This window comes from Ruegeria sp. CDSB113 (genome assembly GCF_059611045.1).
The window spans coordinates 37861-63242 of sequence record NZ_JBXWOU010000010.1; the positions used below are offsets into that span (position 1 = coordinate 37861).

The 25382-nt window shown below is 57.0% G+C and carries 24 protein-coding genes; 12 read left to right on the top strand and 12 right to left on the bottom strand.

The genetic code is table 11. The annotated features are described in order from the left end of the window. Positions 1-114: 114 nt before the first annotated feature. From AC2FIS_RS16535 to AC2FIS_RS16550, 4 genes are all read left to right on the top strand, one after another. Positions 115-489, top strand: a complete 375-nt coding sequence (locus tag AC2FIS_RS16535) for a DUF4345 domain-containing protein (RefSeq protein WP_496774445.1) — start codon at positions 115-117, stop codon at positions 487-489. 16 nt (positions 490-505) lie between these two features. Continuing rightward, a complete protein-coding gene (locus tag AC2FIS_RS16540) occupies positions 506-796 on the top strand; it encodes a DUF302 domain-containing protein (protein ID WP_496774447.1) in 291 nt (96 codons plus the stop codon). Positions 797-910: 114 nt separating this feature from the next. Beyond that, positions 911-1363, top strand: a complete 453-nt coding sequence (locus tag AC2FIS_RS16545; RefSeq protein WP_496774449.1) for a DUF302 domain-containing protein — start codon at positions 911-913, stop codon at positions 1361-1363. A gap of 275 nt (positions 1364-1638) precedes the next feature. Further along, a complete protein-coding gene (locus tag AC2FIS_RS16550) occupies positions 1639-2253 on the top strand; it encodes a cysteine hydrolase family protein (RefSeq protein WP_496774451.1) in 615 nt (204 codons plus the stop codon). Here the strand turns inward: AC2FIS_RS16550 and gyrB are convergent. Together gyrB and AC2FIS_RS16560 are read right to left on the bottom strand one after the other, a co-directional pair. Next, entirely contained in the window at positions 2210-4627 is a 2418-nt protein-coding gene (gyrB, locus tag AC2FIS_RS16555) for a DNA topoisomerase (ATP-hydrolyzing) subunit B (protein WP_496774452.1), read from the bottom strand. The two genes, AC2FIS_RS16550 and gyrB, sit on opposite strands and share 44 nt — an antisense overlap. Positions 4628-4752: 125 nt before the next feature. Continuing rightward, positions 4753-5325 carry a TetR/AcrR family transcriptional regulator gene (locus tag AC2FIS_RS16560; protein ID WP_496774453.1) on the bottom strand — a complete coding sequence of 191 codons (573 nt, stop codon included), beginning with the start codon at positions 5323-5325 and terminating at the stop codon, positions 4753-4755. Between the two features lie 99 nt (positions 5326-5424). Between AC2FIS_RS16560 and AC2FIS_RS16565 the strand changes: the two genes are divergently transcribed. Then, complete coding sequence (locus AC2FIS_RS16565) at positions 5425-5991, top strand: carboxymuconolactone decarboxylase family protein (RefSeq protein WP_496774454.1); 567 nt, start codon at positions 5425-5427, stop codon at positions 5989-5991. Here the strand turns inward: AC2FIS_RS16565 and recF are convergent. From recF to mutM, 6 genes are all read right to left on the bottom strand, one after another. Next, a complete protein-coding gene (gene recF, locus AC2FIS_RS16570; protein WP_496774455.1) occupies positions 5988-7085 on the bottom strand; it encodes a DNA replication/repair protein RecF in 1098 nt (365 codons plus the stop codon). The two genes, AC2FIS_RS16565 and recF, sit on opposite strands and share 4 nt — an antisense overlap. A 59-nt stretch (positions 7086-7144) precedes the next feature. Then, on the bottom strand, positions 7145-8266 hold the full coding sequence (dnaN, locus tag AC2FIS_RS16575; protein ID WP_113789128.1) for a DNA polymerase III subunit beta: 1122 nt from the start codon (positions 8264-8266) through the stop codon (positions 7145-7147). A 228-nt stretch (positions 8267-8494) separates the two neighbouring features. Beyond that, complete coding sequence (gene dnaA, locus AC2FIS_RS16580) at positions 8495-9880, bottom strand: chromosomal replication initiator protein DnaA (RefSeq protein ID WP_496774456.1); 1386 nt, start codon at positions 9878-9880, stop codon at positions 8495-8497. Positions 9881-10420: 540 nt separating this feature from the next. Then, positions 10421-10684 carry a 30S ribosomal protein S20 gene (rpsT, locus tag AC2FIS_RS16585; protein ID WP_058272970.1) on the bottom strand — a complete coding sequence of 88 codons (264 nt, stop codon included), beginning with the start codon at positions 10682-10684 and terminating at the stop codon, positions 10421-10423. Positions 10685-10916: 232 nt separating this feature from the next. Further along, positions 10917-11693 carry an acryloyl-CoA hydratase gene (acuK, locus tag AC2FIS_RS16590; RefSeq protein WP_496705845.1) on the bottom strand — a complete coding sequence of 259 codons (777 nt, stop codon included), beginning with the start codon at positions 11691-11693 and terminating at the stop codon, positions 10917-10919. 66 nt (positions 11694-11759) lie between these two features. After that, on the bottom strand, positions 11760-12611 hold the full coding sequence (mutM, locus tag AC2FIS_RS16595) for a bifunctional DNA-formamidopyrimidine glycosylase/DNA-(apurinic or apyrimidinic site) lyase (protein WP_109311257.1): 852 nt from the start codon (positions 12609-12611) through the stop codon (positions 11760-11762). Positions 12612-12697: 86 nt separating this feature from the next. Between mutM and ubiE the strand changes: the two genes are divergently transcribed. Together ubiE and ubiB are read left to right on the top strand one after the other, a co-directional pair. Further along, entirely contained in the window at positions 12698-13450 is a 753-nt protein-coding gene (gene ubiE / locus AC2FIS_RS16600; RefSeq protein ID WP_496705848.1) for a bifunctional demethylmenaquinone methyltransferase/2-methoxy-6-polyprenyl-1,4-benzoquinol methylase UbiE, read from the top strand. Further along, positions 13450-14979: a 2-polyprenylphenol 6-hydroxylase gene (gene ubiB / locus AC2FIS_RS16605; protein WP_496774457.1), complete on the top strand. Its 1530-nt coding sequence runs from the start codon at positions 13450-13452 to the stop codon at positions 14977-14979. Before ubiE ends, ubiB begins: the two co-directional genes overlap by 1 nt. A gap of 99 nt (positions 14980-15078) precedes the next feature. On the opposite strand, the gene AC2FIS_RS16610 is transcribed toward ubiB, so the two are convergent. Continuing rightward, the gene (locus tag AC2FIS_RS16610; protein WP_496774458.1) at positions 15079-16254 is read right to left on the bottom strand and encodes an acetyl-CoA C-acyltransferase family protein; all 1176 of its coding nucleotides are present in this window, start codon (positions 16252-16254) and stop codon (positions 15079-15081) included. 118 nt (positions 16255-16372) lie between these two features. Between AC2FIS_RS16610 and AC2FIS_RS16615 the strand changes: the two genes are divergently transcribed. From AC2FIS_RS16615 to AC2FIS_RS16635, 5 genes are all read left to right on the top strand, one after another. Further along, positions 16373-16936, top strand: a complete 564-nt coding sequence (locus tag AC2FIS_RS16615; RefSeq protein ID WP_496774459.1) for a helix-turn-helix domain-containing protein — start codon at positions 16373-16375, stop codon at positions 16934-16936. Positions 16937-17045: 109 nt separating this feature from the next. Next, positions 17046-18230, top strand: a complete 1185-nt coding sequence (locus AC2FIS_RS16620) for a glycine C-acetyltransferase (RefSeq protein ID WP_496774460.1) — start codon at positions 17046-17048, stop codon at positions 18228-18230. Positions 18231-18244: 14 nt separating this feature from the next. Beyond that, positions 18245-19273 (top strand): L-threonine 3-dehydrogenase, encoded by a 1029-nt coding sequence (tdh, locus tag AC2FIS_RS16625; RefSeq protein WP_496724273.1) that lies wholly within the window; start codon positions 18245-18247, stop codon positions 19271-19273. Between the two features lie 63 nt (positions 19274-19336). After that, positions 19337-20215, top strand: coding sequence for a tryptophan 2,3-dioxygenase (locus tag AC2FIS_RS16630; RefSeq protein WP_496774461.1), 879 nt, complete (start codon positions 19337-19339; stop codon positions 20213-20215). Between the two features lie 3 nt (positions 20216-20218). Further along, positions 20219-21046, top strand: coding sequence for an alpha/beta hydrolase (locus tag AC2FIS_RS16635; RefSeq protein ID WP_496774462.1), 828 nt, complete (start codon positions 20219-20221; stop codon positions 21044-21046). 148 nt (positions 21047-21194) lie between these two features. Here AC2FIS_RS16635 and AC2FIS_RS16640 read toward each other — a convergent pair whose 3' ends face one another. The 3 genes from AC2FIS_RS16640 to AC2FIS_RS16650 all read right to left on the bottom strand — a co-directional run bounded on the left by AC2FIS_RS16640 (position 21195) and on the right by AC2FIS_RS16650 (position 25380). Further along, a complete protein-coding gene (locus AC2FIS_RS16640) occupies positions 21195-22034 on the bottom strand; it encodes a hypothetical protein (protein WP_496774463.1) in 840 nt (279 codons plus the stop codon). 230 nt (positions 22035-22264) lie between these two features. Further along, positions 22265-24748 (bottom strand): translation initiation factor IF-2, encoded by a 2484-nt coding sequence (infB, locus tag AC2FIS_RS16645; RefSeq protein ID WP_496774464.1) that lies wholly within the window; start codon positions 24746-24748, stop codon positions 22265-22267. A gap of 8 nt (positions 24749-24756) precedes the next feature. Continuing rightward, positions 24757-25380, bottom strand: coding sequence for an RNA-binding protein (locus AC2FIS_RS16650; protein ID WP_496774465.1), 624 nt, complete (start codon positions 25378-25380; stop codon positions 24757-24759). Between the last annotated feature and the right edge of the window lie 2 nt (positions 25381-25382).

The following is a 25382-nucleotide window of genomic DNA, read 5'->3' on the forward strand; positions in this document are numbered from 1 at the left end:
TCGGATACGCCTTTCAAAGCATAGCGTGGGCATCCGGCTCGGATTATCGGATGCCCGAAAAAACCGACTAGGAATTTCACAAAAAAGCGCGACCACTACGAGAAGGAGTCCTCCATGAGTGCTAGATTAGTCCTTCTGCTTGCTGCCGTCGGCCTCGTGCCAATTGCGTTATCATATGGCCTGATGCCGAGCAGTTCGATCCCAGTTTTGCTGGGATTTCCGGTGGAAGGGACGAACCAAACCCACGTGTTCCGAGCGATTATGGGTCTTTATCTGGCAAACGCGTTGTTCTGGTTGGTGGCCGCTTCGAAACCAGAATTACAGCGCCCTGCGATGTGGGTTCTATTTTTGTTTATGTCAGGACTAGCCTTTGGACGCATACTGAGCATTCTTATTGATGGAGTTCCGAACGGGATACTTCTCTTTTACCTTGCGGCCGAGGTAGCTTTTGCGGCTCTGGCGGCGGTTTCCCTGAAAAAAGTACGGTGAAATAGGAAGTGGTAAAATGGTGAGGTTTGACTTTGTTTTCTCGATGATTGCAACTCTATCAGTTTCGACATCCGCTTTTGCACAATCTTCATCTGCCCAGACTGCGGTGGACGAAAACTTCTTAAGGCTTGAGACTGCCGTTGCCGAAGCGGGAGCTACTCCAATCGCATCGATAGATCACGCGCGCCTGGCCAAAGCCGAAGGCGTAGAAATGCCAGCATCTCGCGTGCTCATTTTCTCTGATCCAGAGATAAACACACCAATTCTGGAAGAGAACGTGCGTGCAGGGCTGGACCTTCCTTTTTGAGTTCTTTCATTCGATCAGGATGGCCGTCCGCAGATCGCATACACAGACTCTCAGTTTCTCAAAGTTCGGCATGATCTAGGTAACACCCAAGCGTTGAATGCACTTGAGAACAAGTTGCTCGAAGTCCTGAACGACTTGGATGCAGCACCGGCGCCGACCAAAGGATTAATTGCGAACTATGGCATCATCGAATTGCGATCTGAGCTCAGTGTGTCCAAGGCAGTGGAACGTCTCAGGACAGCTGTGATGGGACAGGACGATACAGTCTGGTTTGCCGAAATCGATTTTACGACCGAAGCGTCCCAGCTGGGGGTGGAGCTGCCAGAGGCGGTACTTTTACTGTTCGGCGGACCAGCACCCGGTGGCGTGGCAATGGCGGGCTTTCCCGCAATTGGTTTGGATGCCTTTTGCCAAAAACTATTGGTTTACGCGTATGAAGAAGGCGGCTCCGTATTCATTTTCAATGACATCGCTGCCATGGCAGAGTTGCACTACGGCTCCTCAGCCGAACCTCATCACGGCTTGAACAAACGGCTTACCGAAACGTTTCGTTCCGCAATTGAGTAGCCGCTAGTTGGAAGCCACAATTTTCTGAATTGCTATATTCCGTATTTGGCTGCCCATTCTGAGCTGGGTACAGACCATCGCAACACTTAACCCATAACGGCAGTTTGCGGGCAATGTCGCCCTGGGCCCAAGCATATAGTTTTCATTCCAAAACAACGCAGCACGGTCTTGACCATACTCAGTTGCACATTTAGCCAAAAATGATCTGCCCGCTGGGACGACCCGGCCCAACAAGGGCGTTTCTTCAGGACGAACTGGCAAATTGGTGGTCGAACATGACGACTAAAACCAAACAAGCTAGGAAACTGATTGAGGGTAGACCTGCCCTAATCGTAATCGACATTCAAAAGAGCACGTTTATTGATAATAGCGAAGTACGCTCCATCGACAACATGTCGGGCTACAAAGAGCGCATGATCGCTGCACGTGAATTGGTTGATGCCGCACATGATTACAATGTGCCAGTCATTTTCATCCAAGAAATCCATCGTCCCGATAGGATAGACTTCGGCCGTGAACTAGATGGTGACGAAGACATACACTGTCTCGAAGGCAATCCAAGAACGGAGGTTGCAAAAGATGAGATGGGATACCGCAAAGGTGACTACATCGTCCCGAAGCGACGGTATTCTGCATTTTTTGGAACCGATTTCGAAATCCTGCTACGAGGTTTAAAGGTAGACACACTTTTATTGTGCGGCGGTTTGACGGATGTTTGTGTGCACTACACATTCGTCGATGGCCACCAATCAGATTACTTCTGCCGCGTTGTAGAGGACTGCGTTGGCGGGTCATCTGTCCAAGCCCATGAAGCTGCTCTCAAAGCAATGGAATATCTACATAAGCCTAGAAATCCAGGTTTTCCACATTCAGGGCATTTTTCTGGATGAACTCGCGGCGTGGTTCCACCACGTCGCCCATCAGTTTGGTGAACAGATCATCCGCTTCGACCATGTCGTCCACCCGCACCTGCAAAAGCGTACGTGCGTCCGGATCCAGCGTCGTTTCCCAGAGCTGATCCGGGTTCATCTCACCCAGGCCCTTGTAGCGCTGCAGCGACAAGCCCTTTTCACCTTCTTCCAGAATGGCGCGCAGCAGATCCAACGGGCCGTGAATTGCCTGTGACCGGTCGCGACGGACCAGCGTAGCCGGGGTGTTGTAGATCTCTTGCAGACTTTGCGTGAAGCTGCCGGTCTTGCGCGCCTCGCCCGAGCGCAGCATCGGACCGTCCAAGGTACGCACCTCTTCCACGCCGCGCAAAATACGGGCAAGACGAATTCCGTGATCCTGTGTGATCCGACCCTGCCAGCCGCGTTCGTATTCCAGCGCGATGAGGTCAAGACGTGCGGCGACCTTGTCTGCCACGCCCTGCAAATCCGCATCGACCGCGCCTGGCACGAAGGCACCTGCAACGGCGGCCTGTTCCAAGATGTGACGTGGATAATGGGTTGGGAAGGCGTCCAAGACGCGCTTCAACTGACGCGCTTCGTCGACAATGCGCGTCAGATCCTGACCCAGGATCTCTTCGCCAGAACCGAGCTTCAGCACGGCCCCTTCGACACCTTGGTTGACCAGGTATTCATCCATCGCCGCCTGATCCTTCAGGTACACTTCGGATTTACCGCGCGCCACTTTGTAAAGCGGCGGTTGGGCGATGTAGAGATAACCGCCCTCAATCAGCTCAGGCATCTGCCGGTAGAAAAACGTCAACAGCAATGTCCGGATATGCGCACCGTCGACGTCCGCATCGGTCATGATGACGATTTTATGATAGCGCAGTTTTTCGATATTGAACTCGTCTCGCCCGATCCCGGTGCCCAGCGCCATGACGAGGTTGCCGATTTCCTGAGATGACAACATCCGGTCAAACCGTGCACGTTCTACGTTCAGGATTTTACCCTTGAGAGGCAAAATTGCCTGAGTTTGCCGATCGCGGCCCGTTTGCGCTGATCCGCCTGCGGAATCACCCTCAACCAGGAAGACTTCAGTTTTGGTCGGGTCCTTTTCCGAACAATCCTTGAGCTTACCGGCCAGAAAATTCACATCCATTGCCGTTTTGCGGCGGGTCAGCTCGCGCGCCTTGCGGGCGGCTTCACGCGCCAGAGCGGCCTCGATAATTTTGCCAACGATAATCTTGGCCACGTTCGGGTTTTCTTCAAACCATTCAGCCAGCTTTTCGTTCATCAGACCTTCGACCGCAGGGCGCACTTCTGATGACACCAGTTTGTCCTTGGTCTGGGACGAGAATTTAGGGTCGGGGACTTTGACCGACAGCACACAGGTCAGACCCTCGCGCGCATCGTCGCCGGTAAAGCTGACCTTTTCCTTTTTCGCGATCCCGCTGGTCTGGGCGTAGTTGTTGATGGTCCGGGTCAACGCACCGCGGAAACCGGCGATATGGGTTCCGCCATCGCGCTGTGGGATGTTGTTGGTGAAGGGCAGGACTGTCTCGTGATAGCTGTCGTTCCACCACATGGCGATTTCGACACCGATATCGTCGCGCTCACCCTTGATATAGATCGGTTCGGGCATCGCGGACGTCTTGGAGCGGTCCAGGTATTTGACAAATTCCTTGACGCCGCCTTCGTAAAACAACTCGGTCTCTAACCGTTCTGCCGGGCGTTCATCAATCAGGATGATCCGCACGCCCGAGTTCAGGAAGGCCAGTTCGCGCAGACGCTTTTCCAGCGTCTCGAACGAGTACTCCAGGTTTGAGAACGTGTCTAACGAGGCCAGAAACCGCACCTCGGTTCCGGTCCGGTCACCGCATTCAGCGACAACTTTCAGATGCTCGACCGTCTCACCACCTTCGAACCGTGCAACGTGTTCCTTACCGTTGCGCCAGACACGCAATTCCAGCCAATTGGACAGTGCATTCACCACCGAAACGCCCACGCCGTGCAGACCGCCGGACACCTTGTAGGAATTGCTGTCGAACTTGCCGCCGGCATGCAGCTGGGTCATGATCACTTCGGCTGCGGACACACCTTCTTCGGGGTGAATGTCGACGGGAATTCCGCGACCATTATCGCTGACCGAGACGCTGGAATCAGCGTGGATTTTAACGGTTACATGGTCCGCGTGACCGGCCAGCGCTTCGTCAATCCCATTGTCAACGACCTCATACACCATATGGTGCAGACCCGAGCCATCGTCCGTATCCCCGATATACATACCAGGGCGCTTTCGAACTGCCTCTAACCCTTTGAGAACTTTGATGGAATCTGCACCGTATTCCTGGGGTGCCTGTGCGTCTTCGGACATGCCGTCAGTACCTATATTATTTTGGTAACTTATACGTTTTCTGGGGGGGATTGTCACGCGCTACCCCAACATTTTGTGTCCGTCTTGCGTGATTTAGTTTCTTTCGACAGCTGACTGCCGTATCCCTACAAACGGTCGATATCAGCCGCTATATCCGCTGCGATTTCATGGGCGTCGACATCACTGCGCTCGGCTGACAAACGCAGCCCCAAAAGGTCGGATTGATAACGCGTCGCCAGCCGGTTCGGATCGTGGCTTGGGGCAATATCCCCGGCCTCTTGCGCCTGACGGAACAGCTCTGCAAAACAGGCCTTCATCTCGGACATAAGAACACCCGCCCGACCGGCGAGCTCGTGATCCTTAGCCTGCAATTCAGCGTAAGTCTTGGCCAACATACAAGCCTTCGCGGGCGCTCCGCTTGCCTCGATAACCAAACGCGGCTGCGCCTTTAAAGCCTCGAGCGGACCTACTCGGTCAGCCAATGCCCTCAGCCGCGCGACACCCTCTTGCGCGTAGCGGTCCAACGCCAGCCCGTAAAGCGCGTCCTTTGACCCAAATGCCGCATAGAAACTGCCGGGTTTCAACTTCAATTCGCGCTCAAGGTCTTTCAGGGATGTGCCAGCCCAACCCTGACGCCAGAAGACATCCCTGGCCCGGGCAATCAGGTCATCACGGTCATATTCGGGTTTGCGTGGCATCGACTTCACCAATTCTTGAACGATTGCTCAAATATATACTTGAGTGATCACTCAAGAAAACCTATTTCTGCCTGAACGCGCCAGAAAAGGAGTTCCGACATGGCCAATTTCCCGTCACATGATCTCGAGTCCGCCCCCGAAGGGTCCAAACCGCTGCTGGAGAAATCGCAGGCCGCTTTTGGTCGCCTGCCCGGCCTGCATAAGGTCATGGCCGAAAGCCCCCAGCATCTGGAAGGCTATCAGGTACTGCACGGCCTGTTCATGCAGACCGAGTTCGACAATGACGAAAAAACCGTCGTCTGGCAGACCATCAACGTGGAAAACGAATGCCACTATTGCGTGCCCGCTCATACCGGCATCGCCAAGATGATGAAGGTTTCGGACGAAATCACCGAAGCCCTGCGCAATGAAACCCCGCTACCTTCGGCCAAGCTTGAAGCACTGCGCACCTTCACCCTGCAAATGATGGAAACCCGCGGCAACCCGACCGAAGCACAGCTGCAGGCATTCTTTGATGCGGGCTACTCTCACCGCGCTGTTTTGGATGTGGTTCTCGGCCTGGCGCAAAAAACCATGTCGAACTACGTGAACCACATGGCAAAAACCCCGGTCGACGAAGTCATGCGCGGCTTCCTGTGGGAACGTAAGGTCGGCGAGCCGGCCTAAGCGGACACGACCGAGCCCTCAAAGCCATCACTCACGATCAATGATTGGGCCCGGTCGCCCAGTTCCGCAAACAGCTCAGGCCCGGTGCCCGTCATCCAGGCCTGAGCGCCAAGCGCATAAATCTCATCATACAGCGCCGCGCGCCGATCCGCGTCCAGATGCGCCGCCACCTCGTCCAACAACACGATCGGGGGCGCGCCGATCATACTCGCCAAGGCTCGTGCGTTCGACAGGATCAATGAGACCAATAAAGCCTTCTGCTCACCTGTCGAACAATCCTTGGCCGGAACGCCCTTGGCCGCGAACACCCCGTACACGTCCGACCGATGCGGACCCACCAGCGTACGTCCAGCCGCCATATCGCGGAACCGGCTTTCACTTAGTGCTTCGCGCAGATCCGCTTCTGTTTCCGGCATCGCGCCTTCAGTCTGTACCAGCTCCAATTCCGCCGATGGAAACGCGGTTTCCGCCTGATCCTGCGCCGCGCGCAGATGATCAAGCGCCGAAAGCCGCGCCGCGTGGACGCGGTGACCAGTCTCCGCCATCTGCCCCTCAAGTGCGGCATACCAATGCGCATCCCGCACCTGCTCTTTCAGCAGGCGATTCCGCTCGCGCATGGATTTTTCGTAAGTCAAAGATGCCTCAGCATGGGCCGGATCGAAACTCAGCGCGATCCGGTCCAGAAAACGCCGGCGTCCTTCGGCCCCCTCGATCCAAATCCGGTCCATCGACGGGATCAGCCAAACAATCCGCGCCAGCTTGCCCAGATCAATCTGGCTGGACGCCTTGCCGTCAATGCGAACCTGCCGCGCGACACCGCCCTCGGACCAGGTTTCTATCTCGTATTGTCGCCCCTGCGCCTGCAGCAACCCGGACAGTTTCCAACCTAGCGCCTCGGGGCGTCGGGTCATCTCGGCCGCGCTGGCCCGCCGCATTCCGCGACCGGGGGAAAACAGGGACACCGCTTCCAGGATGTTGGTCTTGCCCGCCCCGTTCGGTCCGTGAATCGCAACAGGCCGACCATCCAAAGATAGTCGCGCCAGCTTGTGGGACCGAAAATGCGAGACGGTAAGCTCGGTCAGGGCCAAACCCATGACCCCTCCCTTCATCTTTTCAAAAATACTCCTGCCGGAGGCATCGCACGTCCGTGCGATCAGACGCGCATCGGCATGACGACGTATACCGCGCTCAGATCATTGCCTTCGCGCATCAGGGTCGGATCAGCCGCTGAATTGAACAGGAACACAGCGTTCTCACGATCTACTTGAGAGGCGATTTCCAGCAGGTACTTGGCGTTGAACCCGATCTCCAGCCGCTCGTCGCCATAGGCGACGGCAAGTTCTTCCTCGGCCGCGCCGCTATCTGGAGCGTTGACGGAAAGTACCAGTTTATCGGTATCCAGCTGAAGCTTTACCGCGCGAGACCGTTCAGAGGACACGGTTGCAACCCGGTCCACGGCCTTTGCGAACTCGGCCGCATCGACTTCCAGCTGGCGCGTATTGCCCTGAGGAATCACACGTGTGTAATCCGGGAAGGTCCCGTCAATCACTTTTGAGGTCAGCGTGATGTCCGGGGTTGCAAAGCGCACCTTCGTTTCACTGACCGACACGGCGATATCCATCTCATCGTCGTCCAGCAGCTTGCGCATTTCGCCTACGGTTTTGCGCGGTACGATCACACCGGGCATGTCTGCAGCGCCATCCGGCAGATCCGCGTCGATGCGCGCCAGGCGGTGGCCATCGGTGGCCACACAACGCAGCACCTTGCCGCCTTCGGACCCGTCGGCCACATGCATATAGACGCCGTTCAGATAGTACCGAGTCTCTTCGGTCGAGATGGCGAATTTCGACTTATCGAACAACCGGCGCAGCAAGGCTGCCGAGGCGGTAAAGTTCGACTGGTATTCCGAAGACGCCATCACAGGGAAGTCTTCCTTCGGCAGCGTCGCCAATGAGAAATTCGACCGGCCTGCTTCAACCGTCAGACGACCTGCGGCGCTGTCGGCGGTAAGTGTCACCAACGCTCCATCGGGCAGTTTGCGCACGATCTCATGCAACGTCGTCGCGGCGACCGTTGTAGCCCCGGCTTTTTCGACCTGCGCAGGCGCCTTGTCGACAACTTCGATATCCAGATCGGTCGCCCGGAACATCGCCTGATCGCCCTCGGCTTCGATCAAAACGTTGGCAAGTATGGGAATGGTGTTGCGACGTTCGACAACAGATTGGGCCTGGGAAACGGCCTTGAGAAGGGTGCCGCGTTCGATGCTGATCTTCATACCCTTAATTCCTCTGACTTGCGTGCCGAAATGGGCGGGACTGGCACGTTAGCGGTTCCGCCCTGAGGCACAAGGATTTTTTATGGATTTCTCGGTCGGATTGCCCAAAGCGTCAAGGGCCGCGTGGCCCAGTGGGCACAGTTCATTTCCAACCGTGGAAAATAGCGCACAAGAAAACGCCCCGGGCGTGAGGGACCGGGGCGTTTCTCAAGTGATATGAGTAGGAGCTCAGGCCTCTAGCGCGCGCCGCAGCATTTCCACATCTTCGGCGATCTGGCCGTCCGTGGTTTTCAGCTCTTCGATGCGTTTTACGCCGTGCATGACAGTCGTGTGGTCACGTCCTCCGAACCGGCGCCCGATTTCCGGCAGAGACCGGCTGGTCAGTCGCTTGCACAGATACATCGCCACCTGACGCGGGCGGGCATAAGACCGCAGGCGTTTGGGTCCAATGATGTCGGACAGACGGATGTTGTAATAGTCCGAAACCTTGCGCTGAATCTCTTCGACAGTGATCTTGCGCTCGGATGCGCGCAGCACATCGGCCAGACAGTCCTGCGTCAGCTCCATGTCGATCTCACGACCCACCAACGAGGCAAAAGCGAACAGACGGGTCAGAGCACCTTCCAGCACGCGAACATTGGTCGAGATCCGGTGCGCCAGGAATTCCAGAACGCCATCGGCAATTGTCAGGTCGGGATATGTGCTGCTGTACTGCTGCACCTTGTTTTGCAGGATGCCCAGGCGCAGTTCATAGTCGGTTGGGTGCAAATCGACCACCAGACCACATTGCAGACGGGACTTCACCCGATCCTCTAGGTCCTTGATCTCACCCGGGGCGCGGTCGGCCGAGATGATGATCTGCTTGTTCTGGTCCACCAGTGCATTGAATGTGTGGAAAAACTCTTCCTGTGTCGAATCTTTGCCGGCGATGAACTGCACATCGTCCACCATCAACACGTCAACCGATCGGAAAAGATGTTTGAAGTCCATCATCCGGCGTTCGCGCAGAGCCTGCACAAAGCGGTACATGAACTGTTCCGCCGACAAATAGAGCACGTTCAACTCGGGGTGCTTTGTTTTCAGCTCCCATGCAATGGCGTGCATCAAGTGCGTTTTACCTAGACCAACGCCACCGTAAAGAACCAGCGGGTTGAAGGTCACAGGACCACCTTCTGACACACGACGCGCCGCGGCATGGGCCAGTTCGTTGGGTTTGCCAACGACAAAACTGTCGAAGGTAAAGCGCGAATCCAATGGCGCGGCCTGCAAGGATTCAAACGCGCCATTAGCGGCTTCCATCTGAGGCGCAATAGGTGCATCCCGCACAACTGTCGGCTCGGATTCGGTGTCTACCTTAGGGCGCGCCGGTGAGTTGGCAGCGACGCGAAAGGCCAGTCGTTGGACCGTTTCCCCTGCGGTGTTCATCTCATACAATATGAGATCCGCAAAGTTCTGACTGACATAGTTGCCCATGAAGTTTGTCGGCACGGAAAACACCGCTACGCCGTCCTGCAACTCTTGGAATTCAAGAGGTTCGATCCAGGTCGTGTAGTTGTTTTTTCCGATGGCCTTGAGCAACTTGTTACGTAGTAGTCCCCATTTCTCTTGTGTCATTAAGCGCCTCACGCATCCCATTCTTTATTGGCCTGTCGGCCTTATTGCTATTTTCCGGTTGCCCGGATTAAGCTTTCACACGCAAAGGGATAACCAACGCCAAACCGCAGAAGTTTGGCGGGTGTGTTTTAGAAAGTCTGCACATCCCAATTTGCCGGCGTTCCATACCCGGAACGCCCTGGAAACAGGGTTGCGCAACGCAATCTCATATTCGACAGGGCTTGGTTCCCTGGTGACCCAAGGACCGCAGCAGATTAGCAAACCAGTTGCCAACATTCGTTCCTGACCGTCCTGATGCCCGTCAGTCTAGTCGTTGGAACAGCCTGTCCCCCCAAGCGAGTGAATCGCTGTAACAGTGGTAGCAAGAGGCCAAGGCATCCGGCAACGAAACTCTGATATTGACTCGTATCTTTCGCCGAAAGAATCTCTCGGGTTTGTGAAGGCGCGGCTTTCCGGCAACAGCAAAAAAAAAGCGCCGCAGGACGCGGCGCATTTTCTATCATTTCACCTTGTTTGGTTGACCCTAGGTCAACCCAAGCCTTAGCCCAGCGCTTTTACACGAGCCGACAGACGCGACATTTTACGCGACGCGGTGTTCTTGTGGAAAACGCCTTTTGTGACGCCACGCATCAGTTCAGGCTGAGCTGCGCGCAGTGCTGCGGTTGCAGCGTCCTTGTCGCCGGATGCGATCGCTTCTTCTACCTTACGCAGGTAGGTACGGATGCGCGAACGACGTGCTTTGTTGATTGCGAAACGGCTCTCGTTCTGACGAGCGCGTTTTTTTGCTTGGGGCGAATTAGCCATGTGTGTCTCTGACCTTTGGTTCGGTACGTTGTCTAGGGTTGCGCGCCACGGAAAATCCGCACCAGATCAGAAATCACGAGTGTGAGTCGGGCCAAGCGGGCCGCACGCGCATGTATGGTGGCGGTTACTACCCAAGTTGGCCGGGTTTGCCAAGGCGATTCTTTTGATGCGCATAGCTGGTATGAAAAAGGCGGGCAAAGGCCCGCCGGTTTCGATTTGATCAGGGCACCGCTTACTTGTCGCGGAATTGCGCGGCGCGTTTTTCCAGGAACGCGGCCATGCCTTCTTTCTGATCTTCGGTCGCGAACATCGAATGGAACACGCGGCGTTCAAACAGCATGCCTTCGCTCAGCGGCAGCTCATAGCTGCGATTCACCGATTCCTTGGCCGCCATAGCGGTCAGCTGCGATTTTTCGGCAATCTTCTGGGCTGCGCCCATCGCCTCATCCATCAGCTTCTTGGCGGGAACAACGCGGCTGACAAGACCAGCGCGTTCAGCTTCTTCTGCATCCATGAAACGGCCGGTCAGGTTCATGTCCATGGATTTGGACTTGCCGACAAACCGCGTCAGGCGCTGGCTGCCCCCAAGCCCGGCAATGACGCCAAGATTGATCTCAGGTTGGCCAAATTTGGCAGTGTCCGCTGCGATGATGAAATCGCACAACATCGCAAGTTCGCACCCGCCGCCCAACGCATAGCCCGCGACGGCTGCAATGATCGGCTTGCGGATCGCGCACACGCGGTCATTCAACGAACCAAACAAGTTCGAGCTATAGACATCCACAAAGCTCATCTCGGACATTTCCTTGATGTCCGCGCCCGCAGCGAACGCCTTGTCCGACCCGGTGATGACGATGCAGCGCACTTTGTCGTTGCTATCCGCATCTTCCAATGCCGAGCACAATTCCTGCGCCAGTTGTGAGTTCAGCGCGTTCAGCGCATCGGGCCTGTCGAGCTTGATAAGGGCGACGTGGTCTTCGATTTCGACGATGATCGTCTCAAAAGCCATGAGGTGAGAGCTTCCGGTTGTTCCGTTCAGGTACGATTCCTTACCACGCGCATTCGCTGGATCAAGCTATCTTTGGCATTGCGCACAGTAGAAGGATGAGCGACCGGACTGGGTGATTCTTTTGATTGGAGCCCCACAACCGTCAGTCCTGCAGGGTTCTCCCTCACGGCCATAGACGTCAAAGCTGTGCTGAAAATATCCAAGTTCTCCATCGGCTTGGCGGAAATCGCGTAGGGAAGATCCACCTGCTTCGATGGCGTCCTGCAATACCTTCCTGATGATCGGAACAAGTGCTGCGACTCGGGTCGCAGAAATTTGGCCGGCTTTGCGACGTGGCGACACTCCGGCTCGAAATAGCGCCTCGCACACGTAGATATTGCCCAGGCCGGCAACGATTCCCTGATCCAGCAGCGCCGATTTGATCGGAGTGTTCTTTCCCCGAAACGCATCGATCAGATGTTGTTCGTGAAAATCATTACCCAAAGGTTCAGGCCCGAGGACAGACAGCAGCTTGTGATCGTCCGCAGTTGCTGTCTGCAATAGGTCCATCGCACCAAACCGGCGCGGATCGTTGAACGTGACACGTGCGCCATTCGCCATGTGAAAGACCACATGGTCATGTTTTTGGGTTATCGGATGTTCATGCACGAATTGCCCAAGCGGATCGCCGGATACGGTCATCCGGCCTGACATGCCCAAATGGATCAACAAGGTTTCACCACTGCTGAGATCGGCAAGAATGTATTTTGACCGACGACGCAATTTTTGAACCGTCTGCCCGGTCAACCGCTCGGCCATCCGTTCAGGGAAAGGCCAGCGCAGATCGGGGCGATTCACATCTGCCCGGTCGATCACCACGCCTTCCATCGCTGGGCTCAGGCCGCGTCTTACTGTCTCGACCTCGGGCAATTCCGGCATTACACGGCTCCTATTCCAAAGGGCCGCATTGTGCCCCGGTTCCAGAGCCCTATAACAGAGGCGAAATTCGAAAAACGGCAAGGCTAATGTCCGACAACAGCGACAAGACCACTCATTTTGGGTTCGAAACCGTACGTGAGGCTGAAAAGGCCGGGCGTGTACAGGGCGTGTTTAACTCGGTCGCCTCGAAATATGACGTGATGAACGATGTCATGTCGATGGGCATTCACCGGGTCTGGAAAGACGCGATGATGGACTGGCTTGCGCCGCGCCCAGGCCAGCGCCTGCTGGATGTCGCAGGTGGCACCGGAGATATCTCGTTCCGCTTTTTGAAACGCGCCGGCTATGGCCATGCTACCGTGCTGGACCTAACCGAACCGATGCTGGTCGAAGGCCGACAGCGCGCCGAGGCCGACCAGATGGCCGACAGCCTGAACTGGGTGGTCGGCGACGCGATGGCTCTGCCCTTCGACGACAACACATTCGACGTCTACACCATCTCGTTTGGCATCCGGAACGTGACCCGCCCGCAGGAGGCCCTTAACGAAGCATTCCGTGTGTTGAAACCCGGTGGCCGCCTGATGGTGCTGGAATTCAGCCAGTTGCCCAATGACGGGCTGCAAAAGCTCTATGACCTCTACAGCTTTAACGTCATCCCCCGCATGGGGAAACTCATCGCCAATGACTACGACAGCTATCAATACTTGGTCGAATCGATCCGCAATTTCCCGGATCAGGAAACGTTTCTGGGCATGATCCGCGCGGCCGGATTTGAAAATGCCAAGTACCGCAACCTGAGTATGGGCATCGCCGCGCTGCATTCCGGCTGGAAAATCTGATGCGGGGACCACACAACATCATTCGCCTGATCCGTACAGGCGCCACTCTTGAGCGCACAGGCGCCATGAACGTTGTGCTGGACGCGTTCGAGGCTCCGCGCGCACTGCGGTTTCTGGCGCATGCTTTGGGAAAACCGTTCCAATGGCTGGGTTACAAAGGCGATCCTGACATGCCCCCCGCCACAAGGGCGCTGACGGCGCTTGGACCGGCATACATCAAGTTTGGTCAGGTACTGTCGACCCGCCCCGATGTGGTCGGGGATGAGTTGGCCGAACAATTGCGCGTGCTGCAGGACAAGCTTCCCCCATTCTCCAAAGCCGAAGCCATGGCCGAGGTTGAAAAGGAACTGGGCCAGCCGGTTTCCGAAGTGTTCAGCGAATTCAGTGAACCCATCGCCGCGGCCTCAATTGCTCAAGTCCACAAGGCCAAGCTGGTTAGCACCGGCGAAGACGTCGCCGTCAAAGTTCTGCGCCCGAACATTGAACGCGCCTTCCGCAAAGATGTAGACGCATTTTATTTTGCCGCCCGCATCGTGCAGCTATTCGCCCCCGGTGCGCGCCGCTTGCGCCCTATGGAGGTGATCGAACATTTCGACGGCGTGGTCCGCGGTGAGCTCGACCTGCGGTTGGAAAGCGCCGCCGCGTCGGAATATGCGGCCAACACCAAGAACGACACAGGCTTCTGGCTGCCCCCGGTCGTCTGGTCTCTGTCCGCCCGCCGCGTGATGACGCTCAGCTGGGCCGACGGCGTTCCGCTGGGCGACAACGCCGCGCTGGACGCCGCCGGGCACGACCGCGGCGATCTAGCGGAACGCGTGCTGCGCCTGTTCCTGCTGCACGCGCTGCGTGACGGTTTTTTCCACGCTGACATGCATCAGGGCAACCTGAAGGTCGCGGCAAATGGGGACATCATTGCCTACGACTATGGCATCATGGGTCATATCGACGAATATACCCGCCGGGTTTATGCCGAGATCCTCTTTGGCTTTATTCGCCGCGACTACAAGCGCGTGGCCGAAGTGCATTTCGAAGCCGGCTATGTCCCTGCCGACAGGGACGTCGACGAGTTTGCCCGCGCCCTGCGCGCGGTTGGAGAGCCGATCTTTGGCATGGATGCCACTCATATTTCGATGGGACGCCTACTGAATTACCTGTTCGAGGTGACAGAACGGTTCGGTATGGAAACCCGCACGGAACTGATCCTGCTGCAACGGACCATGGTGGTTGTCGAAGGTGTGGCGCGGTCACTGGACCCGCGCATCAACATCTGGGAAGTTGCCCGCCCGGTTGTCGAAGATTACATCAAGCAATCCATCGGCCCCCGGGCTGCACTACGGGATTTTGGCAAAACCGCTATGGTGCTGGCCCGCTTTGGCCCGCGCCTGCCCGCTTTGGTGGAAAATGCGCTGATCGCGCAGACGCAAAAGGACGTCACTCAGAACAAAGGCCTATCGGCGGCCATTCTTCCGGCAACCATCGGCGCCGCTGCTGGCGCCGCAATTGTCCTGATCCTGACAGCCTTCACCTAAGGCATATCCGTCAGCTTCATCTGGCCAAAAATATCCTCGGGGGGGTCGCGCCGAAGGGCGCGATGGGGGGGCAGGCAGCCCCCCTCTGCCCGATCCGGATCAGATCCGCTCGAAGGCAATGGCGATGCCCTGTCCGCCACCAATGCACATGGTGACCAGGCCCTTGGATCCGCCGATGCGTTCCAGTTCATACAACGCCTTAAGGGTAATGATCGCGCCTGTAGCGCCCACCGGGTGCCCCAAGGCAATTGCCCCCCCGTTTGGATTCACCTTGGCGGCATCCAGCCCCAGTTCTTTGTTTACGGCCAAGGCTTGCGACGCGAAGGCTTCGTTGCTTTCGATCACGTCAAAATCCTCGATCGACAGGCCCGTGCGCGCCAACAGGTTCTGCACGGCCGGAACCGGTCCGATCCCCATGACCTCGGGGCGAACACCGGCGTGGCCATATCCCAGAATGCGCGCCTTGGGTTTCAGACCTGCTTTCTCAGCAGCCTCTGCCGTAGCCAGAACCATCGCGGCGGCACCGTCATTGATGCCGGACGCGTTCCCAGCCGTCACCCGGCCGTCCTTCTTGAACGCCGGACGCAGTCCTGCCAGCGCTTCGGCCGAGGTCTGCTTGGGGTGTTCGTCAACCGTGAAGTCGACCATGTCACGTTTGACTTTGACCTGCACCGGCGCGATCTGGCTTTCAAAATAGCCAGCCCCAATCGCAGCAGCAGCCCGCACCTGGCTGGCAAGGGCAAATTCGTCCATTTGCTCACGCGTGATCTGATGTTCATCCGCCACGTTCTCGGCTGTCACACCCATATGACCGGTGCCAAAGGGACAATTCAGGGCACCCAGCATCATATCGAGCGATTTAACATCCCCCATCTTCGCACCCCAGCGCGCCTGAGGAACGATGTAGGGGCTGCGCGACATGCTTTCGGCACCTCCGGCCACGGCAAATTCTGCATCACCCAACATCAGAGACTGTACAGCGGACACAATCGCCTGCGCTCCCGACCCGCACAGGCGGTTCACATTCATCGCAGGTGTTTCGTTCGGAATGCCCGCTTGTTTTGCAGCGGCGCGCGACAGGTACATATCGCGTGGCTCGGTGTTGATAACATGACCAAAAACAACGCTGCCGATCTGGGTCGGCTCGACCCCTGAACGTTCCATTGCCGCTTCCGTCACCACGGTCGCAAGATCAATCGGCGCGGTTGAGGCCAGCGCCCCGCCAAAGGTGCCGATCGCCGTGCGGGCACCATCAAGAATCACGATGTCTTTCATGTCTCTACTCCTCCGGAATTTGACGGAACTATGCATCTGCGGCATCAGGCTGTCCTATGGAACGTACCGTCACAAGCAGAATTGACATATGACGGACAAACGCGCATGAGATTCCGTCATGACGGAAAACCCAGATGATATCCTGACACGCCTGCCCGCACGCCTGAAAGAGGCCCGCCGTGCCAAGGGCTTGTCGCTTGAAGCCGTGGCAAACCTCAGCGGCGTCTCCCGATCCATGGTCAGCCAGATCGAGCGCGGCGAAAGCAGCCCGACGATCTCGACCTTGTGGAACCTGACCCGCGCATTACAGGTGGATTTCGCGGGTCTTCTGGAGGAAGCGAACAGCGCGAACCAGATCGAAGTCCTCAGGAAATCCGAGGTGCCCAGCATCGACAACATGGGCCAAAACTGTCGGATTCGCATTCTTTCACCGCCCGAGGAAGCAGGTGGTCACGAGGTCTACGATATTGAGTTTGACAAAGACGGCGCACTAAACAGCCAGCCCCACGCCCGTGGAGCCAGAGAACAGTTGACCGTGCTGGAAGGTGCCGTTCGTGTGACCTCCGGTACGGCTGTCAGTGATCTGCAGAAGGGTGATACCGCACGCTATGCGGCGGATATCGTGCATTCGATTGTTGCTAACGGGGCAGCGCGGGTCTTCCTGATCGTTAAAAACGCCTGACACCTGCAAAATCCGTATTCACGGAAATTTTTCCCGTATATTGTAATTCCCCTATTTGGGAATTATGTCCGCTATGTTAGATATGCGACTCAGATAAACGGAGACCGCCATGGCAGATGCATTCTTGTCCCATATTACGGACACCCTCGCGCAGATCGAATCTGAGGGTCTTTATAAGCGCGAACGAATGATCACCTCGCCTCAGGGCGGTGAGATTACGGTGGGCGACCGGAAGGTCATCAACCTGTGCGCCAACAATTATCTAGGTCTGGCCGATCATCCTGCTTTGATCGAGGCCGCCAAAGGCGCGATGGAACCCAAGGGGTTCGGCATGGCTTCGGTCCGCTTCATCTGCGGTACGCAGGACATTCACCGTGAGTTGGAACAGAAGCTGGCCAAGTTCCTGAACAAGGACGATTCGATCCTGTTTGCCGCTTGTTTCGATGCCAATGGCGGCCTGTTTGAGCCTTTGTTAGGGCCTGAAGACGCCATCATCTCGGACAGTTTGAACCACGCCTCAATCATCGACGGTGTGCGGTTGTGCAAGGCGAAGCGCTATCGGTACATGAACAATGACATGAACGATCTTGAAGCTTGGTTGAAACAGGCGCGCGAGGATGGCGCGCGACATATCATGATCGCGACCGATGGCGTGTTCTCAATGGATGGCTATCTGGCCAACCTGCCAAAAATTTGCGAGCTGGCGGACAAATACGATGCCATCGTCATGGTGGATGACTGCCACGCCACCGGCTTCATGGGGCCAAACGGGGTGGGCACGCCGGATCACTTCGGTGTCGACGTGGACATTCTGACGGGAACCTTGGGCAAGGCACTTGGGGGGGCTATCGGCGGTTACATCGCCGGGCCGCAGCCAGTGATCGACCTGCTGCGGCAGCGGGCGCGGCCTTATCTGTTCTCAAACTCGCTGCCACCCTCCATCGTCGCCGCCGGACTGGAAGCAATCCGACTGGTCGAAGAGGGCGACATGCTGCGCGCGCAACTGTTCGGCAACGCGAAATACTGGCGTGCAGGGTTGGAAAATCTGGGCTTTGACCTCCTGCCCGGCGAACACCCGATCATCCCAGTCATGTTGGGCGAGGCGCAACTGGCGCAAGATATGGCGTCGCGCCTATTCGACGAAGGCGTCTATGTCTCGGGCTTTTTCTTCCCTGTGGTCCCACGTGGTCAGGCACGGATCAGAACACAGATGAATGCGGCTCTAACAAAGGACGAATTGGACCGTGCGCTGACCGCCTTTGGCAAGGTCGGCAAAGAATTGGGAGTCATCTGATGCGCCCCAACACAATGAAAGCTTTGGAGAAATCCAAACCCGAGGAAGGCCTGTGGATGGTGCAGGCCCCTGTGCCCGAAATCGACGCGGACGAGGTTCTGATCCGCATCAACAAGACCGGCATCTGCGGGACGGATATTCATATCTGGAACTGGGATGACTGGGCTGCGGCCACCGTGCCGATCCCGATGATCACGGGCCACGAATTCGCGGGTGAGATCGTCGAAATCGGGCGAAATGTCACCGGTCTGGAAATCGGCCAGCGCTGTTCTGGCGAAGGTCATCTGATCACAACCGACAGCCGACAGAGCCGCGCGGGCAAGTTCCACCTGGACCCCGGCACACGGGGCATTGGTGTAAATGAACAGGGGGCCTTTGCCCAATACCTGAAACTTCCTGCCTTCAACGTGGTGCCCTTGCCCGAGGATGTTCCGGATGAGATCGGTGCCATCCTCGACCCGCTGGGCAACGCCGTTCATACCGCGCTCAGCTTCGACCTGTTGGGCGAAGACGTTCTGATCACGGGCGCAGGCCCTATCGGCATCATGGCAGCCGCTGTCGCCCGGCATGCCGGCGCGCGGCATGTGGTGATCACCGATATCAACCCGGATCGTCTAAAGCTGGCTGAACACGTCGTGCCCACCGTGCGGTCCGTGGATGTCAGCAAGGAAGACCTGCAAGACGTCATAACCGAGCTTGGTATGCAGCAGGGGTTTGACGTTGGCTTGGAGATGTCCGGTTCGCAAGCTGCACTGGACCAGATGGTCGAGGCGTTGGTGATGGGCGGTAAAATCGCCTTGCTGGGTATTCCCCCCGGAAAATCCCCGGTGGATTGGAGCCGCATCGTCTTCAAGGCCATCACCATCAAAGGTGTTTATGGGCGTGAAATGTTCGAAACATGGTACAAGATGATTGCCATGTTGCAGAACGGTCTGGACGTCAGCCGGGTCATTACGCACCAGATGAAAGTCGACGATTTCGCCGCAGGTTTTGACGCGATGAAATCAGGTCAGTCCGGCAAAGTTGTTCTGGACTGGACTTAACGCTCTGGAATTGCGCGGGATCAGACCCTAAACAGGGATGAACTCGCGCGTTTGGAGGAGCACATGGGCGACAAGGACCGGTATCTGGAACGCGGAATCGAGGACACTCTGGTCACCGATTTCGCGGAAACCCATCGCAAGAGTTATGGCGACTTCCTGCAGCTCAAGACCTTGTTGAACTTGCAAAAAACGTTTCAGGACCCTGCGCAGCCGGATGAAATGCTGTTCATCATCATCCATCAGGTAAGCGAGCTGTGGCTAAAGCTGATGCACCACCAACTGGTCGAGGTGCGCCGGTTCCTGCAACAGGATGAATTCGGCCCCGCGATGAAGAACCTCGACCGGGTCAAGGCGATTCAGCGGCAACTGATCTCGGCTTGGGAAACGCTGCTGACCATGACGCCAGCCGACTACATGACCTTTCGCGAGGCGTTGGGCAGCTCTTCGGGTTTCCAAAGCTACGGCTATCGTCAGATTGAGTTCATTTTGGGCAACAAGGATGCCTCGACCCTGAAGGTTCACGCACATGATCCCGAAGTGATGGCGATGCTAGACGCCGCACTGACGAAACCGTCCTTGTATGACGAAGTGCTGCATATGTTGTCCCGCCAGGGTTTCGATGTGCCGGATGATTTGTTGAACCGGGACTATGCGCAGCCTTATTCCGGCGACAACCGCGTGGTGAAGATATGGGGGCAGGTTTTCCGCGATACGGACCAGTATTGGGACCTATACGCGCTAGCCGAAAAGCTGATGGACGTCGAATCCCTGTTCCAACGCTGGCGTTTTGACCATGTGACGGCTGTGGAACGTGTCATCGGCAACCAACCTGGTACGGGTGGATCCAGCGGCGTGTCCTTTCTGCGCAAGGCCCTGGATTTACGCTTCTTCCACGACCTCTACGATGTGCGCACCGAATTGATGTATGCGGGGCAGGAGTAGGCGATGCTGTATCGAGGGTTCTCACAGGATGAGCTGGAGCGTGAATACTCCCCAAGTTCGATGATCGGTGGCGATCTGACACCTTATCTGGACAGCTACACCGCACTCAGCGCCCAGCACCGGGCAAGGATGGAGGTGCGGGAAAACCTTGCCTATGGCGATTCGCCGGCGCAAGTGCTGGATTTCTTTCCCGCGAAAGGAGCAGGCGCGCCGCTGCACGTCTTTGTTCACGGCGGATATTGGCAAGCGCTCAGCCAGCGCGAATCGGCGATGATGGCCCCCGCACTGATTGAGGCCGAGCAATCCTTTGCCACGTTGAATTACACGTTGGCCCCGGATGCGCGGCTGGATCAGATGGTCAACGAATGCCACGACGCCTTGCTTTGGCTGGCCGAAAACGCGTTCAATTTGGGCTTTGATCCATCGCGGATCACCCTTTCGGGACACAGTGCTGGCGCGCATCTGGTGGCCATGGTCATGGCGACCTCGGCGGATGCGTTGGCCCGCGCGGGTTTGCGCATGCGCGATGTTATTCTGATCAGCGGCGTCTATGATCTGGAACCGATCAGCCTGACCTCGGTGAATGACCCGCTGCAGCTGACCCCGGTCGAGGTACATGATCTGTCCCCGATCCTGCACCTGCCCCCCCCCGGTCCACGCTATCACGTGACAGTGGCAGAACGGGACACGCCGGAATTCATCCGCCAAAGCCGTGATTATGCGGAAGCCCTGCGCAAAGGCGGGCATTCGGTCAGTTTCGATTTGCTAAAGGGCATGCAGCACTTCGATATCATCATGCATCGAGGGACGTTTTTGCCGGCAAATCGGTAGTCAAAGGCATTGAAAATCAACTGATTTGGTATTTTCCCCGGAAATTAACACGACCATTACAACCTTACCTTTGTGGCCAAGGTTCGAACGCCCGGTTCGAGCCCAAAGTGACGCTTAATAATACAGATTCCAGATCGCGGAACTTACACTAATTCGCTTTTTCGGCGCTCTCCAAAAGGCTTTCATGATGTCTATACATCGCGCCTAGAACGTTTGCCGGGCATTGCAGCGAATAGTCTTCTAAGGTGTTTCTACAGTAAGCAGAGGCGCGCAGCAGGAAAGTCAGCTCGCTTTTGTCAGTAAACAATTCGTCGTTGCTTGTTTGCTTGCCGATGCTTTCCGACAAATCCAACGACGAAAAAACCGGTAGCACTCCAAGGGAAGATGGGACCATCCAATCTATGCACGCTTTCTGTTGTGTCACAGAAATTTCCGTGTCCACGACAAGCACGAAGGCATAGACCTCGTTGTTGTCGCTGGCTTTCCATGCCGCGAAGCAACCGGGACCTTGGATCGGCAAGCCTGCCGCAAGTAGCTTTCTGACTTCGGGGCGCGCGTTTTTGACGTTAAGATCAATATCTCGCCCAATGTAAACTACGGTGGCATTTCTGGCCTCCACGCCCTTCAATCGGCCAAAAACGATTACATAGTTCGCGTCCTGCCCAACGGTTTCCTTTGGTGAAAACCATCTTTTGGGCTCCCCCACAACGGTAAGATCGGCTTCGGCATGCCCGGACATTACTTGCAACAAAGATGTCGAATGAAAGCCTAGATCAAGTGGCACCTCTCCGACTGCTTCAAAGGCTATTCCCTCGGGCCAATAGCTTAATGTTAGAAGGTCAGCGTTTTCACGAATATATCGGTCCGTTGGCATTTCGAATTCGGAAAAGTCTTGACCGTAAGCTTGTGTCGCAAAAAGGAACAGGCAGATGAAATTACGGAAGAATGACATTTTGGCTCCTAAACCGGATGCCTCGGTTGTGATCATGCTTTTCAAGCTGGTCAACTCGAAAATCCAGATCTTGCCCAATGACGGCTAAGTCCGCACGGCCGACTTTGAAGTCAGACTCATCTCATAATTAGGACAGGATTGTAAAACGCACCGTACTGAGTGGATTCAGAAAATCTCATACGTACAATCGAAGGCTCGTAACCATTCACAAAAACAAAACAGCGGCCCGAGTGAGCCGCTGTTTTCTGTTTTACTGTACTACCGGATCAGTCCAGCGTCCGGGTGACCTCTTCGCGTTCGAAGATTTCGATCACGTCGCCTGCACGGATATCATCGTAGTTCTCGAACGCCATGCCGCATTCCTGACCCGACTGGACCTCGGCCACTTCGTCCTTGAAGCGTTTCAGCGTCTTCAGCGTGCCTTCGTGGATCACCACGTTGTCGCGCAGCAGGCGGACACCTGCGGAACGACGCGCCACGCCTTCGGTGACCAGACAGCCAGCAACTTTGCCGACGCCTGTAACCTTGAAGACTTCGCGGATCTCGGCGTAACCGATGAATTTTTCGCGGATCTCGGCGCTCAGCAAGCCCGATGCGGCGGCTTTCACGTCATCGACCAGGTCGTAGATCACCGAGTAGTAGCGGATTTCCACGCCCTTCTGGTTCGCCGTGTTCCGCGCCGACGCATTGGCACGCACGTTGAAGCCCAGGATCGGCGCACCGGATGCTTCGGCCAGACCGACATCGGTTTCGGTAATCGCACCAACGCCCGAGTGCAGCACGCGAACGCGCACCTCGTCGTTGCCGATCTTCTCCATCGCCTGAACGATGGCTTCAGCCGAGCCCTGAACGTCTGCTTTCATCAGAATTGGCAGTTCGTTGACGTTCTCGTCTTCCTTGGCCTTCTGCATCAGCTGCTCAAGGGTCGTTGCGGCGCCAGCGGCAGCGCGTTTGTCCTTGGCGGCCTGTTCGCGGTATTCTGCGATCTCGCGGGCCTGCGCTTCGGTCTCGGTCACGTTCAGAACGTCGCCAGCTTCGGGCGTGCCGTTCAGACCCAGAACCTCGACAGGAACCGAGGGGCCAGCTTCCTTGACGCGTTCACCCTTGTCGTTGATCAGCGCACGGACTTTACCGTATTGCTCACCCACGACGAAGATGTCGCCCTGACGCAGCGTGCCGTTCTGAACCAGAACAGTGGCGACCGGGCCGCGACCCACGTCCAGCTGCGCCTCGATCACGGCACCTTGGGCGGCGCGATTCGGGTTGGCTTTCAGCTCCAGAATCTCGGATTGCAGCGCGATGGCTTCCAGCAACTCGTCCAAGCCCTGACCGGTGATGGCAGAGACTTCGACGTCCTGAACTTCACCCGACATTTTCTCGACGATGACTTCGTGCTGCAGCAGATCGGTGCGCACCTTGTCCGGATTCGCGCCCGGCTTGTCGACCTTGTTGATCGCCACGATCATCGGCACTCCGGCCGCTTTCGCGTGGTTGATCGCTTCGACCGTCTGCGGCATCACCGCGTCATCAGCGGCAACAACCAGAACCACGATATCCGTGACCTGAGCACCGCGCGAGCGCATCGAAGTAAAGGCCGCGTGGCCCGGCGTATCCAGGAAAGACAGCGTGGTGCCGCTATCGGTTGTCACCTGATAGGCACCGATGTGCTGGGTGATGCCACCCGCTTCGCCTGCCACAACCCGCGCATCGCGGATCGCATCCAGCAGCGAGGTTTTGCCGTGGTCAACGTGACCCATGATGGTGATGACCGGCGGACGCGATTTCAGATCTTTGTCGTCGTCTTCGACCTCTTTGATGACGTCCTCGACATCCGAATCAGAGACACGGGTCACTTTGTGACCGAATTCTTCGATGATCAGCTCGGCGGTATCGGCATCAATGGTCTGGTTCTGCGTGACCATCATGCCCATGTTCATCAGCGATTTGACAACGTCTGCCACACGCTCGGCCATACGGTTGGCCAGCTCTGACACCGTGATCGCCTCGGGCAACTGTACGTCGCGGATTACCTTTTCGCGCTCGACCGTACCACCCATGGCTTTCTGGCGCGCCCGCTCCTGCTTGCGCTTCATCGCCGCCATAGAGCGGTGACGATTACCTTCGCCGCCCGTTGCCTGACCCAGTGTCAGCTTGCCGGACCGGCGGTTATCATCACGGCTTTTGCCACGATTTCCGCGCTGTTCACGCTCGCGATCGTTTTTCCGCGGCGTTGCAGCCGGTGCTGGCTTGTTGGCCGGGCTGCGCGGAGCAGCCGCCTTGGGCTCTGCCGGTGCAGCCGGAGCGGCAGCGCGTTGGGCCGCTATTTCAGCCTCTTTGCGCTTGCGATCTTCTTCTTCGGCCTTGGCACGTGCACGTTCTTCGGCCTCGCGCTGTTCGCGTTCCTTAGCCTCTTGCTCCGCACGACGACGGGCGCGTTCTTCTTCACGCGCTTTTTCAGCTGCCTCGCGGGCGGCGGCCTCTTCGACCTCGCGGGCCTTCGCGGCCTGCAGCGCCTTCATCCGGCGGGCCATCTCCGCATCGGAAATCCCGGCAGGGCGGCGCGACGGATCACCCGAGGGCGTTGCTCCGCCACCCGGTTTGCCGGCACCCGGCTTGGGAACCACCACGCGCTTGCGTTTGGTCTCCACCACGACATTCTTGGTACGTCCGTGGCTGAAACTTTGTTTCACATTTCCGGGGCGTGCCCCGCCACGAAGACCCAATGTCTTTTTGCCGTCATTATCGCTCATAAAGCTTCTTACCCTTCCGCGCGGCCCCTGCCGCCGTCATCCGTTTCGCGCAAGCCACGCAGGCGCTGCGCTTCCTCTACAACACGTTTGGCGAGTCCGCCAGAGGCGAGCGCCGCATGAATCACGGTTTGGCGCCCAAATGCCTGTCCCAGCTCGTCCGCCGTCAGCCAGCCGATGTATGTTCCGAAGTGCGGCGTGCTCAGTTTCGACTTGCCGCGCCCTGATCCATCAGAGGCTTGTATCAGTACCTGGGCCTCTTCCCGGTCCAGCCACGTCTTGACCTTTTCGTAACCGGCGATCGCATCACCGGATTTGCGCGCAAGGCTCACCAACTCGATCACACGGCGCGCAATCTGACGCTCAACTTCATCCGCGAGATCGTTAGGCACACTGACTTGCGCCTTGAAACCACGTGCAAACAGCTTTTTGCCCACGGCCTTGTCCAGCGCGCTGCGATCCGCCGCGACATAGACGCCACGTCCCGGCAGTTTTGCCGCGACATCCGGAAAGACCTGACCATCCGGCCCCGTCACAAAGCGGATCAACCCATATTTAGGTTGAACCTCGCCCGTGGCGATGCACTTGCGTTCAGGTCCGTCAGACCGATCCTTATGGACGCCACCGCGACCCATTT

Bases quoted from the DNA above. Each gene is read 5' to 3' on its own strand.
- AC2FIS_RS16535 (WP_496774445.1), top strand. From the start codon at position 115: ATGAGTGCTAGATTAGTCCTTCTGCTTGCTGCCGTCGGCCTCGTGCCA.
- AC2FIS_RS16540 (WP_496774447.1), top strand. From the start codon at position 506: ATGGTGAGGTTTGACTTTGTTTTCTCGATGATTGCAACTCTATCAGTT.
- AC2FIS_RS16550 (WP_496774451.1), top strand. From the start codon at position 1,639: ATGACGACTAAAACCAAACAAGCTAGGAAACTGATTGAGGGTAGACCT.
- gyrB (WP_496774452.1), bottom strand. From the start codon at position 4,627: ATGTCCGAAGACGCACAGGCACCCCAGGAATACGGTGCAGATTCCATC.
- AC2FIS_RS16560 (WP_496774453.1), bottom strand. From the start codon at position 5,325: ATGCCACGCAAACCCGAATATGACCGTGATGACCTGATTGCCCGGGCC.
- AC2FIS_RS16565 (WP_496774454.1), top strand. From the start codon at position 5,425: ATGGCCAATTTCCCGTCACATGATCTCGAGTCCGCCCCCGAAGGGTCC.
- recF (WP_496774455.1), bottom strand. From the start codon at position 7,085: ATGGGTTTGGCCCTGACCGAGCTTACCGTCTCGCATTTTCGGTCCCAC.
- dnaN (WP_113789128.1), bottom strand. From the start codon at position 8,266: ATGAAGATCAGCATCGAACGCGGCACCCTTCTCAAGGCCGTTTCCCAG.
- dnaA (WP_496774456.1), bottom strand. From the start codon at position 9,880: ATGACACAAGAGAAATGGGGACTACTACGTAACAAGTTGCTCAAGGCC.
- rpsT (WP_058272970.1), bottom strand. From the start codon at position 10,684: ATGGCTAATTCGCCCCAAGCAAAAAAACGCGCTCGTCAGAACGAGAGC.
- acuK (WP_496705845.1), bottom strand. From the start codon at position 11,693: ATGGCTTTTGAGACGATCATCGTCGAAATCGAAGACCACGTCGCCCTT.
- mutM (WP_109311257.1), bottom strand. From the start codon at position 12,611: ATGCCGGAATTGCCCGAGGTCGAGACAGTAAGACGCGGCCTGAGCCCA.
- ubiE (WP_496705848.1), top strand. From the start codon at position 12,698: ATGTCCGACAACAGCGACAAGACCACTCATTTTGGGTTCGAAACCGTA.
- ubiB (WP_496774457.1), top strand. From the start codon at position 13,450: ATGCGGGGACCACACAACATCATTCGCCTGATCCGTACAGGCGCCACT.
- AC2FIS_RS16610 (WP_496774458.1), bottom strand. From the start codon at position 16,254: ATGAAAGACATCGTGATTCTTGATGGTGCCCGCACGGCGATCGGCACC.
- AC2FIS_RS16615 (WP_496774459.1), top strand. From the start codon at position 16,373: ATGACGGAAAACCCAGATGATATCCTGACACGCCTGCCCGCACGCCTG.
- AC2FIS_RS16620 (WP_496774460.1), top strand. From the start codon at position 17,046: ATGGCAGATGCATTCTTGTCCCATATTACGGACACCCTCGCGCAGATC.
- tdh (WP_496724273.1), top strand. From the start codon at position 18,245: ATGAAAGCTTTGGAGAAATCCAAACCCGAGGAAGGCCTGTGGATGGTG.
- AC2FIS_RS16630 (WP_496774461.1), top strand. From the start codon at position 19,337: ATGGGCGACAAGGACCGGTATCTGGAACGCGGAATCGAGGACACTCTG.
- AC2FIS_RS16635 (WP_496774462.1), top strand. From the start codon at position 20,219: ATGCTGTATCGAGGGTTCTCACAGGATGAGCTGGAGCGTGAATACTCC.
- AC2FIS_RS16640 (WP_496774463.1), bottom strand. From the start codon at position 22,034: ATGATCACAACCGAGGCATCCGGTTTAGGAGCCAAAATGTCATTCTTC.
- infB (WP_496774464.1), bottom strand. From the start codon at position 24,748: ATGAGCGATAATGACGGCAAAAAGACATTGGGTCTTCGTGGCGGGGCA.
- AC2FIS_RS16650 (WP_496774465.1), bottom strand. From the start codon at position 25,380: ATGGGTCGCGGTGGCGTCCATAAGGATCGGTCTGACGGACCTGAACGC.